Genomic DNA, 12246 nt, shown 5'->3' on the forward strand with positions numbered 1-12246 from the left:
ATTACTGTGGTCAGACCACACCGACAGATTGCGGGGAACCACATGCGAGTAGCGCTGTTCGCCACCTGCATCGGGGACACGATGTTTCCCGACGCCGTCAAGGCCACCGCCCTCCTGCTCACCCGTCTCGGGCACGACGTCGTGTTTCCGTCCGGGCAGACCTGCTGTGGGCAGATGCACGTCAACACCGGCTACCAGCCGGGCGCGCTGCCACTGGTCGCGAACTACGCCGATACTTTCGGTGATGCGTCGATCGACGCCGTTGTCGCACCATCGGGATCGTGCGTCGGTTCGATCCGTCATCAACACGAGATCGTTGCCGAGCGCTACGGCACCGCGTCGCTGTGTGGGCAGGTGCAGACAGTGAAGGCAAAGACGTACGAGCTTTCGGAATTCCTCGTGGACGTTCTCGGTGTCACCGATGTGGGTGCGCACTTCCCGCACCGGGTCACCTATCACCCGACCTGTCACTCACTGCGCATGTTGAGAGTGGGAGACAAACCACTTCAGTTGCTGCGCAACGTCCGCGACATCGATCTGGTCGAACTCCCGGAAGCAGATTCCTGCTGCGGCTTCGGCGGCACGTTTGCCATCAAGAACGCCGAGACGTCGACGGCCATGTTGGCTGACAAGATTCGCCATGTGGCCGACACCGGCGCAGAGTTCTGCAGCGCCGGAGATTCGTCCTGTCTCATGCACATCGGCGGTGGGATGTCACGACTGCAGATGGGCGCCAAGACCATTCACCTCGCGGAGATTCTGGCATCGGTGGAAAGCCGGGTGCACGCATGAGCGCTGTGACGCTGGGTCTGCCCAGCTTTCCGCCGAGGTCACCCGAAGGTGCAGGGTTCCTGCGAGGTACTGAGAAGTTCCCTGTCGCAGCACATCACGAGCTGGCCAACGCGCAACTGCGACGCAATATCGGCAAGGCAACGCATACCATCCGTGCCAAGCGCATCAACGTAACTGGAGAGCTCCCCGATTGGGAGGAGCTGCGGGATGCGGGTTCGGCGATCAAGGCCGACGTCATGGCGCGGTTGCCGGAACTGCTCGAACAGTTCGAAGCTGCAGTAATCGCTCGCGGTGGGCAGGTGCATTGGGCAGCGGATGCCAACGAGGCCAACGCCATTGTGACCGAGCTTGTCAAAGCCACCGGCTCCGACGAGGTCATCAAGGTCAAGTCGATGGCAACGCAGGAGATCGGTCTCAACGAGCATCTCGAAACCAAGGGAATCACCGCCTACGAGACCGATCTCGCGGAATTGATCGTCCAGCTCGGCCACGACAAACCGTCGCACATCCTGGTTCCTGCGATCCATCGCAACAGGTCAGAGATTCGCGAGATATTCCTGCGTGAGATGCCAGATGTCGATCCGAACCTCGGGGAGAACCCGGCCGAACTTGCCGCAGCTGCACGAAAGTTTCTGCGCCACAAGTTCATGACGACGCCCGTCGCCGTATCCGGCGCCAATTTCGGCATCGCGGACACGGGCACTCTGACCGTCGTGGAGTCGGAGGGCAACGGGCGAATGTGCCTGACGCTGCCGAAAACACTGATCACCGTCATGGGCATCGAGAAGATTCTGCCGACCTATCAGGATCTGGAGGTCTTCCTTCAACTGTTGCCGCGGTCGTCGACGGGGGAGCGGATGAACCCGTACACCTCCCTGTGGACCGGCGTGACGCCTGACGACGGTCCACAGGAATTTCACCTGGTCCTCCTCGACAACGGCCGGACCGCCGCGCTTGCCGACAAGATCGGGAGGGAAGCCCTGAGCTGCATACGGTGCTCGGCGTGCCTGAACGTGTGCCCTGTCTACGAGCGCACCGGTGGCCACGCCTACGGATCCACCTATCCGGGACCGATCGGCGCGGTACTGACTCCGCAGCTCGCGGGCATGCATGGCAAAGACGATCCGAATTCGACTCTTCCTTTTGCCTCGAGTCTGTGCGGTGCGTGCTTCGACGCCTGCCCGGTCAAGATCGACATCCCGTCGCTGCTGGTCGAATTGCGGCACCAGAAGGTCGAGCAATCCGGTGTCACGGCAGAGTCTTTGGCGATGAAAGCCGCATCTCTGGCGATGTCGACCGAGGGCAGGTGGACGCTGGCTCAGAAAGCTGCCGGGCTCGGACGCGTCGTGGCCGGCAAGAAGGGGAAGATCTCCACATTGCCACCTCCATTGAACGGTTGGACAGCTGCCAGAGACATTCCCGCACCGCCCAAGCAGACCTTCCGATCCTGGTGGGACTCCGACGAAGGCCGCGAGGCATTGGACGAGGCTCGTCGTGACGGGAAGGCAGACAGATGAATTCACGTGACGTGGTGCTCGGACGCATTCGTGATGCCATCACCTTGGCGCCCGCCGGTGAAGGCGAGATACCGCGAAACTACCGGACTGGCAGAACCATGTCCGACGGGGAGCTCATCGATTTGTTCGTCGACCGCCTCGAGGACTACAAGGCGCACGTTCACCATTGCGCTGCAACAGAAATCGCCGATGCCGTCGCCGGAATACTGAGACAGCGCGGACTAAACACTCTGGGGATCCCCGCCGGCCTCGACCGATCATGGGTAGCCGGGTTCGACGGAACGCTGGTGGTGGACAGCCCGGACGTACCGGCTCCCGAACTCGAGAACCTCGACGCCGTTGTCACCGGCTCGAAGGTAGCGTGCGCCGAGACCGGCACCATCTTCCTCGACGCCGGTCCGGAGCAGGGACGTCGTGCGTTGACTCTGGTACCGGACACACACATCTGCGTCGTGTATCGCAGCAGTGTGGAAGTGGGAGTGCCGGAGGCGATTGCGCGGCTGACGCCGCAGCGTCCCACCACCATGATCAGCGGCCCGTCGGCAACCTCCGACATCGAACTCGAACGCGTCGAAGGTGTACACGGTCCGCGAAATCTGCACGTCGTGATCGTGGATGGCTGATTCCCGCCGAGCGGGAACTCAGGGGCAGCGGGCCACATCAGCGTCTAACGTCCCGGCCATGACACAACTCTTGGCAGGCAAGGTCGTCTTCATCACCGGTGCAGCGCGGGGTCAGGGACGCAATCACGCGATCCGACTCGCGCAGGAAGGTGCCGACGTCATCGCTGTCGACGTGTGCGCGTCGGTGTCTGAAGACGTGGGTTACGCGGCCGCGACTGAAGCCGACCTCGAAGAAACGGCCCGTCTCGTGCGAGCAGAGGGGCGCGAGATCGTCACCGCGGTAGCGGATGTGCGTGACCTCGAGGCGCTGCGGGCGGCGGTGGCGTCGGGCGTCGACAAGTTCGGTCGCCTCGACGTCGTGATCGCCAATGCGGGCATCGCTACGTGGAATCGTTTCTGGGAGATGCCGGAAGAACAGTGGTCGACGCTGGTGGACATCAATCTCAATGGTGTGTGGCGCACGATGGCGGCTGCGGTTCCCTCGATGATCGAGGCGGGCAACGGTGGTTCCATCGTGATCGTCAGCAGTGCTGCCGGCGTCGCCGAAGCGCCTGGTTGTGCGCACTACTCGGCGGCCAAGCACGGCCTCGTGGGTTTGGCTCGCACTGCTGCAACAGAATTGGGAAGCTTCGACATTCGAGTCAACAGCATCCACCCTGGCGCGGTGGAGACCGAGATGGGCAACGATCCCAACGTCGGTAAGGTACTCACTACTCATCCGGAGTACATGAACTCGTACAAGTGGCCGCTCACGTCCGTCCCACGCACCACCGTCGAGGACATCTCCAACGCCGTGGTCTACCTTGCGACGGACCTCTCCCGCGCGGTCACCGGGACGAAGATCGTCATCGACATGGGTCAGACGATGGCGTAGTCGCGCTCAAAGCAGATTGAACTGCGCCACCTCGATGGTGTTCTCGACCGCCTCCGAGAGCGTGCGAATACGTTCGTCGGCGCCTGGCGCGGTCAAAATCGCCAGGCGATCGGCGTCACCCATCGGAATGTTTCTGGCTAGGGCATACAGCCGAGAACCCAGCGGATCCAAGGGATCCGGTGGGACGGGCATTCGCGGAGTCTGTTCGCCGGCCCGAAGTGCGAGCTTTCCCAACATTCCGTACATGAACTCGATGCGCTCGAGGAGAGAGTCGTATTCGTAAGCGGTGACAGGTGTTCCGTTGTTCTCGTCAGGCCACAATTCGACTTCGGCGAGTGGGTAAGGATCGTCCGGCAGCCAGCGATTGACGCGGATACGGTCTTCGGTCCGGCAATACAACTGATACCGTCCGGCACCCATTGCGACATGAGACTCGATCCGAGCCAGAGTGCCGACGTCGTGGCGTGATTCGCCGCCACCGACCTCGTGGCCACGAGCGATGAGCACTACTCCGAACAGTGGGCCGTCGGCAGCTTCGAGAACATTCTCGACCAGTGCGCGGTACCGAGGCTCGAAGATGTTCAGTGGCAACACCTCACCCGGAAGCAATGCAGAGCCGAGCGGAAACATGGGGAAGATGGGCATCAGGGGATTCTCAACCTCGGAATCGGAGGGACGGGGAAATCGCCGGGGCGATCGATTTCAGCGAGCAAGTGCTCGGACCACATCAGCAGGCCGGGGATGTCGAGGCCGTGCGGGCTTTCCACTTCGTAGTGCCTGATGCGGTCGTGACCCTGGCCGAGAAGTGAGACGGCACCGGTGTTGTTGCCCCGAAGTAGATGGGTGAGCCCGACGGCCAATTGAGCCAGTCCCTGCCACAGGTCACGCTCCTCGGCGGGAGCGTCCTTCCACGTTCCTTCGAAAATTTCGTGCGCGTGAAAAGGCATCCCGTGGTCGAGAAGACGCTGAGCCTCGGTGATCGACTCGTCCGGAGGGAGGCGCACATCGTCGGGAATGCGCGGGACGCCGCCCGCTGCGTCACGTGGCAGTGGACGGCCGAGTCCGTCGCGGGGCCGCGAATTGAGGGGCTTTCCAGCGGCGTCCCGGTCGCGTTCGGTCATACACTCAGCCTAACGGCAGCACCTCGGACGAACCCGCCGAAAGTTTTTTCGAGTCGCCTGTCGATTCCGGGGAGAACCGTTCGTCGTCATGTTGTAAGGCAAGAAAGCCGGAAGAGAAACAACAGACCAAGGAGTCAGTCATGAAGTACATGTTGCTCATCTACACCGCGCCCGGCGGAGACACCGAACCCCAGTGCACGTTCGAGGACTGGCAGCAATACGACAAGGAAATGAAGGATGCCGGTATCTGGGTGTCCGGCGATGCCCTCGCCGACCTGACGACTACGACAACGGTTCGAGTCTCGCAGTCCGGAGAAAAGACCGTCACCGACGGACCCTTCGCTGAAACCCGTGAGATCCTCGGCGGCTACGACGTCATCGACGTTCCTGATCTGGACGCGGCGCTGGCATGGGCCGCGCGGTGCCCCGGCGCGCGCGACGGCGGCAGCGTCGAGGTGCGTCCACTGGCCGGGTTCGGGGACTGATTCGCCGTGGACGAGCAGGCCGAGAACTCCATCGAGTCAGTGTTCCGGGAGGAACGTGGACGACTCTTGGCCTCGCTCGTCCGCCGTTTCGGTGATCTGGATCTGGCCGAGGAAGTTACCTCCGAAGCCGTCGAGGCCGCGTTGGTGCACTGGCCGGTGGACGGAGTGCCGGCCAAACCCGGCGCCTGGCTGCTGACCACGGCGCGTCGCAAAGCCGTCGACAGGCTTCGTCGTGATCAGGCCTATGCGGCGCGATTGGCGGTGATGCAGGTGGACGCCGATCGTGCCGACCCGGCGCCGCCCACGGTCGACGGAGAACTTCCAGACGAGCGGTTGCAGCTGTTCTTCACCTGCTCGCACCCGGCGCTGGCCGAGGACGACCGAATCGCACTCACCTTGCGTTGCCTCGGCGGGTTGACGACGCCCGAAGTTGCTCGGGCCTTCCTCGTTCCTTCGGCGACAATGGCGCAGCGGATCGTGCGTGCGAAGAAGAAGATACGTCAGGCTCGGATTCCCTTCCGAACTCCCAGCACCGAAGAACTCCCGGAGCGCCTGCCCGGTGTTCTACAGGTGATCTATTCGGTGTTCACCGAAGGGTATGCCGCCAGTTCGGGTCCGGATCTGCAACGCGTCGACTTGGCGGTAGAGGCAATCAGGCTGGCGAGGATCTTGCGCGCTTTGCTTCCCGATGAGCGCGAGATCGCCGGGTTGCTGGCGTTGATGCTCCTCGTCCACGCGCGTCGGGATGCCCGTACCGACGCCGGTGGCGGGATCGTCCTACTCGAAGATCAGGATCGCGGGTGCTGGGACCAGCCGATGATCGAGGAAGGCAGCGACCTCGTCGTGGTCGCGTTGACCGGGGGAGCGCCGGGGCCGTACGGGGTGCAGGCTGCCATCGCCGCATTGCATGACGAGGCGGCGGATGTGGAGAGCACCGACTGGCCGCAGATCTGCGCGCTCTACGGAGTGCTTCTCACGTTGACGCCTTCGCCCGTCGTCGCAGTCAACAGGGCAGTGGCGCTGGCGATGCGCGACGGCGAGGAGGTTGGGCTGGCAGCGTTGGAAGAACTGGCAGCGGAGCCCAAACTTGCCGACTACCACCCGTATCACCTCGCGCGCGCCGAACTGCTCGCGCGGTTGGGGCGCACCGACGCGGCAATGTCTGCATACCGACGTGCGCTGAATTTGGTTGGTACGGAACCGGAGCGGGCCTACTTGGAGCGTCGGCTCGGTGAGATCTCTGACTGATCGGTGCGTCAGACCAATTCGAGTCTTCGGGCCATGTCGGACACAAAAACACCTGTCGGATCGATATTTCTGCGCATCTGGATCCACTCGTCGATTCGCGGATACATCGAGTGGAAGTTCGCCGCGGTAGTCCGAGAGTCCTTGGCGGTGTAGAGGCGACCGCCGAATTCGAGTACCCGTTTGTCGAGGGAGGCGACGAACTCGCCCAGGCCGGACTTGATCGGGAAGTCGAAGGCCACGTTCCACCCGGACATCGGAAAGCTCAGTGGGGCAGCGTTTCCACCGCCGAACAGTTTGAAGACGTTGAGTGCCGAGTAGTGCCCCGAGCCCTGGATGTCGCGGATGATGCTCTTGAATTCGTCCACTGCCTCGACCGGCACCACGAACTGATATTGCAGGAATCCCTTGGACCCGTACGCGCGGTTCCACTCACCGATGAGGTCGAGTGGGTGATAGAACTGCGTCAGGTTCTGCACCTTCCCGACGTAGTTGCCACCGGTGCGGTAGTAGAACTCGCCGATCGCTGACGCCGATAGCTTGTTCATCAAGCCGTTGGGGAAAACATCCGGTGTCGTGAACAGTTGTGGCGCATCGAATTTCAACGGGTTCTTCTGCAATTTCAGCGGAAGCTGGTCGATGGTCGCCAACGAACCACGCGTGATCGAGGCCCGGCCGAGCTTCGGCGGCGCACTGACTGCATCGAACCAGGCGCTCGAATACGTGTAGTCGGCTTCGCTGCCGTCGCTGTGAAAAGCGACGGTTTCGTCCAGGCTTGCGGTCAGTGCGCCGTCGTTGATGAAGTATGCCGTTTCGGTCGGCGTCATCTCGAGGGTGACGCGCAGGATGATCCCGGTCAGTCCGATCCCGCCGACGGTAGCCCAGAAGAGTTCGGATGTCGGGCCTTGCGGCTCCAGTGTTCGGATACTGCCGTCAGCAGTGAGCAGATCCATCGAGCGGACATGATTTCCGAAGCTGCCCTCGGTGTGGTGGTTCTTGCCGTGAATATCGCAGGCGATCGCTCCGCCGATGGTTACCTGGCGTGTTCCGGGGAGTACCGGTACCCAGAGACCGAATGGTAGCGCCGCGCGCATCAGTTGATCGAGAGAGACTCCCGCGTCCATCTCCACGAGACGGGACTCGGCATCGATCTTGTGAATTCGACGGAAGGCAGTCATGTCGATGACCAAGCCGCCGGTGTTCTGCGCGTTGTCTCCGTAAGATCGGCCCAGACCACGAGCGATGACTCCACGTCGGAGGTGCAACGGCTTGTCCGCGTTGTCGTCTGCGACGCGGGCGACGGCCTTTGCGATCGCCTCTACATCAGGAGTCGAAACGACATGCGAGGTAGTTCGGGCTGTGCGACCCCAACCGCCGAGGACGGTGGACGCAGAGGTTGGCAGATCGGTGGCGTAGTCGGACACGAAATCCGAGGGTACCTGTTTGCGGACCAACTGGTCTGAAACTGATGGATGCTCGGTTCGCCTATCGCGGGACGTCGAGATCGAAGTACAGGGTCTCGGACCAGTAACCGAGGCCGAGTTCGCGTAGCGGTTCCTCGACGCTCTCCTGAGTCGGCGTGAACAGCCGCTCCCAGAAGCGCGGCTTGGCGGGTGCGAGCGTGGCCAAAGCTGCCTCCATCTCGGCGTCGATGTCCGCCAGACCGGTCATCAGGGCCGCGCCCTGTTCGGCGAACGGTTCGTCGTCCATGTCGAAGATCTCGCCGCACTCGAGGACGAAGTAGTGGTCGGGCTCGGTGTGGCTGCGCAGGAAACGCAGCGCATCGCCGGCCATCGTGCCGAGTTCGGGGTGATCGATTCTGCCGAGGAAGTCTTCGAGCCGGGCGATACCAGGACCGCAGGGCGCGGTGACCGCGATCAGGTCTGGGGTGTCGTCCCAGATGACCGACTGGTGGGCGAAGGGATTCACGGACACAAGGATCCTCGGGACCAGCGGTATCGCGTACGACCACTCGGAGATACCGGTGAGACCTCGGGCGCGAGCGGCAGCCGGATTCTCATGCGGAGCAACAGGGGTTGAGTAGAGATAGGTGCGGTTGGCCACTGGCCGAGTCCTTTCTGCGGTCGGTGTCACCTGATTCAGGCGGCGCCCACCATCCTCAATGCCAGGTCTCCGTACAGTTTTCCAATGTCTTCCGGATTCGTGTAATTGCCGGCCGGGAACCAGCGGCACACGTCGACGCACAGGGACATCAAGGCGAGGGTGACGCCTTCGGCATCGGGGATCGTGAAGTCGCCCGACTGGACGCCGGCGTCGACAACCTCCCGGACCACCCGCGTCGTGCTGCGGCGAAGCGCGACGACGGTTCGGTAGTGCTCTGGTGTGAGTGCAGTGAGTTCGTATTGGACGACGCGAGCGAGTGAGTGGTGCCCGGCCTGCCAACTGGCGAAGGTGCTGACCAGTTCCTGGAGGCGAACGGACGGCTCTTCACCCGGTCTGTCGGCGCCCTCGACCACCTTCAACGCTTCGGTGTGACCTTCGAAGCTGATCGCGAAAAGCAGCTCTTCTTTCGAGCGGTAGTGCGGGTACATGGCGGCGGGACTCATGTCGAGTCGTGCGGCGATGTCACGCGTGGTGGTGCCGCCGTAGCCCGCGGAGGCAAAAGCGTCCACGGCTGCCGCGCGGATACGGGCCGCAGCTTTGGAGGGGCTGATCACCACGTCAGGTGAATCGCTCACGGTTTCCTCCAGGTGTGACGGATTTCGATGTTGACAATATCCCGCTCTCGATTCACTATAAGCAGATGCTTAGATTCTAAGCGGATGCTTAGGAACATCGTTACATGTGGCATTGCCACGCCGAAAGGAAGCAACTCGTCATGCGTCGCACTCTGTACGGACCCGATCACGAGGCATTTCGCGAATCTGCCCGCGAATTCGTCAACCGGAACATCCTTCCGGTCGCAGAGAAGCTGATCGACCAGCGCTTCATCGATCGTGAAATCTGGCTCGAAGCGGGACGCAACGGCTTCCTCGGACTCGAGGTTCCAGAGGCGTACGGCGGAAGCGAAGCCGGCGACTACCGCTTCAACGCTGTTCTGGCCGAAGAACTCTCGCGTGCCAGTGCAGCTGTTGCCTCGAGCTTCGGCATCCATGCCGACGTCGTTGCTCCGTACCTCGTTCAGCTCACCACCGAAGAGCAGAAGCAGCGTTGGCTGCCCAAGTTCTGCACCGGTGAGATGCTGACGGCCATCGGCATGACCGAGCCTTCCGGCGGATCCGACCTCGCCTCGCTCAAGACCACTGCGGTCAAGGACGGCGACGACTGGATCATCAACGGCTCCAAGACCTTCATCACCAACGGCTACAACGCTGATCTCGTGATCGTGGCGGCGCGGACCAGTCCCGAGAAGAAGTCCAAGGGCATCACGCTCTTTGCCGTCGAAACCGGCATGGAAGGTTTCGAGCGCGGACGCAAGCTCGACAAGGTCGGCCAGCACGAGTCCGATACCGCCGAACTGTTCTTCGAGAATGTTCGCGTGCCGTCCACCAACATCATCGGTGAGATCGACCGCGGGTTTATCCACATGATGGAAATGCTGCCGCAGGAGCGCGTCGGCGCTGCGGTGTCCAACATCGCGCACGCTGCTCCGATCCTCGAAGAGACGCTGCAATATGCCAAGGACCGCAAGGCTTTCGGTCAGCCGATCGGCTCGCTGCAGTGGAACAAATTCCTTCTCGCGGATCTCGTGACCCGCATCGAGGTCACCCAGGCTTACGTCGACAACTGCGTCGCAGCACACGCTGCCGGCGAGCTGACCGCCATCGACGCCGCCAAGGCGAAGTGGTGGACCGCGCAGGTTCAGAACGAGGTCCTCGATCACTGTGTTCAGTTGCACGGCGGCTACGGCTTCATGACCGAGTACCGCGCCGCTCGCGCGTGGATGGACGCCCGCGTCACCAAGATCTGGGCCGGATCCAACGAGATCATGAAGGAACTCATCGGCCGCGATCTCGGCCTGTAATTTCGCAACTGCAGTCCATATGTCACTGCAGTCCATATGTCACTGCAGTCCATACGTCACTTCCCGAACCCGACGACACAGGAGCATCACCGCGCATGTCTGTTCTCGACAAGTTCTCTCTGACCGATCGAGTGGTCATCGTGACCGGTGCGTCGTCGGGCCTCGGGGTGGCGTTTGCGAAAGCCGCAGCAGAGGCCGGCGCGGATGTCGTCCTCGCTGCTCGCCGCGTCGACAAGCTCGAAGACACGGCCAAGCTCGTGCGTGACGCAGGCCGCGAAGCGTTGTGCGTGGCCACCGACATCGTCGATCCGGCTCAGGCTCAGAACATGGTCGACGCCGCGATGGAGAAGTTCGGCCGCGTGGACGTACTGGTCAACAACGCCGGCGTCGGAACCGCTGTTCCGGCAACCCGTGAGACCCCGGACCAGTTCCGCGCCGTCATCGACATCAACCTCAATGGGTCCTACTGGGCAGCGCAGGCCTGCGGCCGCGTCATGCTCCCGGGCAGCTCCATCGTCAACATCTCGAGCATTCTCGGATTGACGACCGCCGGACTCCCACAGGCCGCCTATGCGGCGAGCAAGGCAGGCGTCGTCGGATTGACCCGTGACCTCGCACAGCAGTGGGGAACGCGCAAGGGCATTCGCGTCAACGCGATCGCGCCAGGCTTCTTCAAGTCGGAAATGACCGACCAATACAACGACGGCTACTTGGACGCGATGGCTCCGCGCCTGATCCTCGGCCGCATGGGCGATCCTGAAGAGCTCGCGGCCACCATGGTGTGGCTCGCGTCCGAGGCAGGCGGATACGTCACCGGTCAGACCATCGCCGTCGACGGAGGAATCACCATCACCTGACGCCGATGCCGAGATGTCGCCGGCTTTGCCGTATAAGTAGCTGGTGACCTCTCGCGCCGAACCTCAGGAGAACTGGGAAGACCGTCCGCCACCATCCATGGCTGCGACGGAGCTTCTGCGTGACCTGCCGGTGACTGCCCGCGGCGTCCGGACCAGGGCTTCTCTGGTCGCAGCGGCTCGAACGGTGTTCGAGCGCGCAGGGTATCTCGATGCCCGTCTGACGGACATCACCAAGGAAGCGAACTGCTCCACCGGCACGTTCTACACCTACTTCGACAACAAAGAGCAGATCTTCGCCGCAGTTCTCGACGTTGCGCAGGAAGACATGTTGCACCCCGGCATGGGACGGGTCCGCGACGTCGACAATCCGTATGCGGTCCTCGAATCGAGCAACCGTGCCTACCTGACGGCGTTTCGCCGCAACGCCAAACTGATGGGTCTGCTCGAGCAGGTATCGCACATCGATCCGGCCTTCGCGAAACTGCGTCGGGACCGAGCCGAGACCTTCATTTCTCGTAATGCCCGAGCCATCGAACGCTTGCAAGCAGCTGGCAAGGCAGACGGCTCACTGGATCCGCTGCTGGCTTCCCGAGCACTGTCGGCAATGGTGAGCCGTCTTGCCTACAGTTCGTTCGTCTCCGAGGAACCTGGCGCCGACGGCAACCCCGTCCCGTTCGAGGACGTCGTCAAGACGGCTACTCAGGTGTGGGCCAACGCGCTGGGCCTCGAAGGCGACCGCGGGTAGTT

At 62.4% G+C, this 12246-nt stretch carries 14 protein-coding genes; 9 read left to right on the plus strand and 5 right to left on the minus strand.

Translation table 11 applies throughout. The features are described from left to right. The first annotated feature begins 42 nt into the window (after window positions 1–42). From ACKAMS_RS04245 to ACKAMS_RS04260, 4 genes are read left to right on the plus strand one after another with little or no spacing between them, the layout of a single operon-like run. Window positions 43–792 (plus strand): (Fe-S)-binding protein, encoded by a 750-nt coding sequence (locus ACKAMS_RS04245; RefSeq protein ID WP_134998887.1) that lies wholly within the window; start codon window positions 43–45, stop codon window positions 790–792. Further along, window positions 789–2309, plus strand: coding sequence for a LutB/LldF family L-lactate oxidation iron-sulfur protein (locus ACKAMS_RS04250; protein ID WP_408988645.1), 1521 nt, complete (start codon window positions 789–791; stop codon window positions 2307–2309). Before ACKAMS_RS04245 ends, ACKAMS_RS04250 begins: the two co-directional genes overlap by 4 nt. Further along, window positions 2306–2932 (plus strand): LUD domain-containing protein, encoded by a 627-nt coding sequence (locus tag ACKAMS_RS04255; RefSeq protein ID WP_197940909.1) that lies wholly within the window; start codon window positions 2306–2308, stop codon window positions 2930–2932. The genes ACKAMS_RS04250 and ACKAMS_RS04255 overlap by 4 nt, the downstream gene beginning before the upstream one ends. A gap of 58 nt (window positions 2933–2990) precedes the next feature. Then, window positions 2991–3806: a mycofactocin-coupled SDR family oxidoreductase gene (locus ACKAMS_RS04260; protein WP_019745487.1), complete on the plus strand. Its 816-nt coding sequence runs from the start codon at window positions 2991–2993 to the stop codon at window positions 3804–3806. A gap of 6 nt (window positions 3807–3812) precedes the next feature. Here ACKAMS_RS04260 and ACKAMS_RS04265 read toward each other — a convergent pair whose 3' ends face one another. Next, window positions 3813–4451, minus strand: a complete 639-nt coding sequence (locus ACKAMS_RS04265; RefSeq protein WP_020970928.1) for an LON peptidase substrate-binding domain-containing protein — start codon at window positions 4449–4451, stop codon at window positions 3813–3815. Further along, window positions 4451–4927 (minus strand): DUF309 domain-containing protein, encoded by a 477-nt coding sequence (locus ACKAMS_RS04270; RefSeq protein WP_042953026.1) that lies wholly within the window; start codon window positions 4925–4927, stop codon window positions 4451–4453. Before ACKAMS_RS04270 ends, ACKAMS_RS04265 begins: the two co-directional genes overlap by 1 nt. Before the next feature lie 140 nt (window positions 4928–5067). Here ACKAMS_RS04270 and ACKAMS_RS04275 point away from each other — a divergent pair, with 140 nt between their 5' ends. Both ACKAMS_RS04275 and ACKAMS_RS04280 read left to right on the plus strand, forming a co-directional pair. Beyond that, window positions 5068–5412, plus strand: coding sequence for a YciI family protein (locus tag ACKAMS_RS04275; RefSeq protein WP_007730031.1), 345 nt, complete (start codon window positions 5068–5070; stop codon window positions 5410–5412). Window positions 5413–5418: 6 nt separating this feature from the next. Continuing rightward, window positions 5419–6660 carry an RNA polymerase sigma factor gene (locus ACKAMS_RS04280; protein WP_408988646.1) on the plus strand — a complete coding sequence of 414 codons (1242 nt, stop codon included), beginning with the start codon at window positions 5419–5421 and terminating at the stop codon, window positions 6658–6660. A gap of 8 nt (window positions 6661–6668) precedes the next feature. Here the strand turns inward: ACKAMS_RS04280 and ACKAMS_RS04285 are convergent, their stop codons facing one another. The 3 genes from ACKAMS_RS04285 to ACKAMS_RS04295 form a co-directional block, all read right to left on the minus strand. Further along, the gene (locus tag ACKAMS_RS04285; protein ID WP_408988647.1) at window positions 6669–8081 is read right to left on the minus strand and encodes an FAD-binding protein; all 1413 of its coding nucleotides are present in this window, start codon (window positions 8079–8081) and stop codon (window positions 6669–6671) included. A 61-nt stretch (window positions 8082–8142) separates the two neighbouring features. Further along, a complete protein-coding gene (locus ACKAMS_RS04290) occupies window positions 8143–8721 on the minus strand; it encodes a hypothetical protein (RefSeq protein WP_020970924.1) in 579 nt (192 codons plus the stop codon). Window positions 8722–8756: 35 nt separating this feature from the next. Continuing rightward, window positions 8757–9356 carry a TetR/AcrR family transcriptional regulator gene (locus ACKAMS_RS04295; protein ID WP_020970923.1) on the minus strand — a complete coding sequence of 200 codons (600 nt, stop codon included), beginning with the start codon at window positions 9354–9356 and terminating at the stop codon, window positions 8757–8759. Between the two features lie 140 nt (window positions 9357–9496). Here ACKAMS_RS04295 and ACKAMS_RS04300 point away from each other — a divergent pair, with 140 nt between their 5' ends. The 3 genes from ACKAMS_RS04300 (at window position 9497) to ACKAMS_RS04310 (ending at window position 12244) form a co-directional block, all read left to right on the plus strand. Beyond that, the gene (locus ACKAMS_RS04300; protein ID WP_007730036.1) at window positions 9497–10642 is read left to right on the plus strand and encodes an acyl-CoA dehydrogenase family protein; all 1146 of its coding nucleotides are present in this window, start codon (window positions 9497–9499) and stop codon (window positions 10640–10642) included. Between the two features lie 95 nt (window positions 10643–10737). Then, window positions 10738–11499: an SDR family NAD(P)-dependent oxidoreductase gene (locus ACKAMS_RS04305; protein WP_003939707.1), complete on the plus strand. Its 762-nt coding sequence runs from the start codon at window positions 10738–10740 to the stop codon at window positions 11497–11499. A 97-nt stretch (window positions 11500–11596) separates the two neighbouring features. Then, entirely contained in the window at window positions 11597–12244 is a 648-nt protein-coding gene (locus tag ACKAMS_RS04310; protein WP_019745481.1) for a TetR/AcrR family transcriptional regulator, read from the plus strand. Window positions 12245–12246 lie beyond the last annotated feature (2 nt).

It is taken from the genome of Rhodococcus sp. 5A-K4 (assembly GCF_046097995.1).
Classification (GTDB): domain Bacteria; phylum Actinomycetota; class Actinomycetes; order Mycobacteriales; family Mycobacteriaceae; genus Rhodococcus_F; species Rhodococcus_F erythropolis.

Coding starts and splice junctions, on each gene's coding strand:
- ACKAMS_RS04245 (WP_134998887.1), top strand. CDS start 43: ATGCGAGTAGCGCTGTTCGCCACCTGCATCGGGGACACGATGTTTCCC.
- ACKAMS_RS04250 (WP_408988645.1), top strand. CDS start 789: ATGAGCGCTGTGACGCTGGGTCTGCCCAGCTTTCCGCCGAGGTCACCC.
- ACKAMS_RS04255 (WP_197940909.1), top strand. CDS start 2,306: ATGAATTCACGTGACGTGGTGCTCGGACGCATTCGTGATGCCATCACC.
- ACKAMS_RS04260 (WP_019745487.1), top strand. CDS start 2,991: ATGACACAACTCTTGGCAGGCAAGGTCGTCTTCATCACCGGTGCAGCG.
- ACKAMS_RS04265 (WP_020970928.1), bottom strand. CDS start 4,451: ATGCCCATCTTCCCCATGTTTCCGCTCGGCTCTGCATTGCTTCCGGGT.
- ACKAMS_RS04270 (WP_042953026.1), bottom strand. CDS start 4,927: ATGACCGAACGCGACCGGGACGCCGCTGGAAAGCCCCTCAATTCGCGG.
- ACKAMS_RS04275 (WP_007730031.1), top strand. CDS start 5,068: ATGAAGTACATGTTGCTCATCTACACCGCGCCCGGCGGAGACACCGAA.
- ACKAMS_RS04300 (WP_007730036.1), top strand. CDS start 9,497: ATGCGTCGCACTCTGTACGGACCCGATCACGAGGCATTTCGCGAATCT.
- ACKAMS_RS04305 (WP_003939707.1), top strand. CDS start 10,738: ATGTCTGTTCTCGACAAGTTCTCTCTGACCGATCGAGTGGTCATCGTG.
- ACKAMS_RS04310 (WP_019745481.1), top strand. CDS start 11,597: ATGGCTGCGACGGAGCTTCTGCGTGACCTGCCGGTGACTGCCCGCGGC.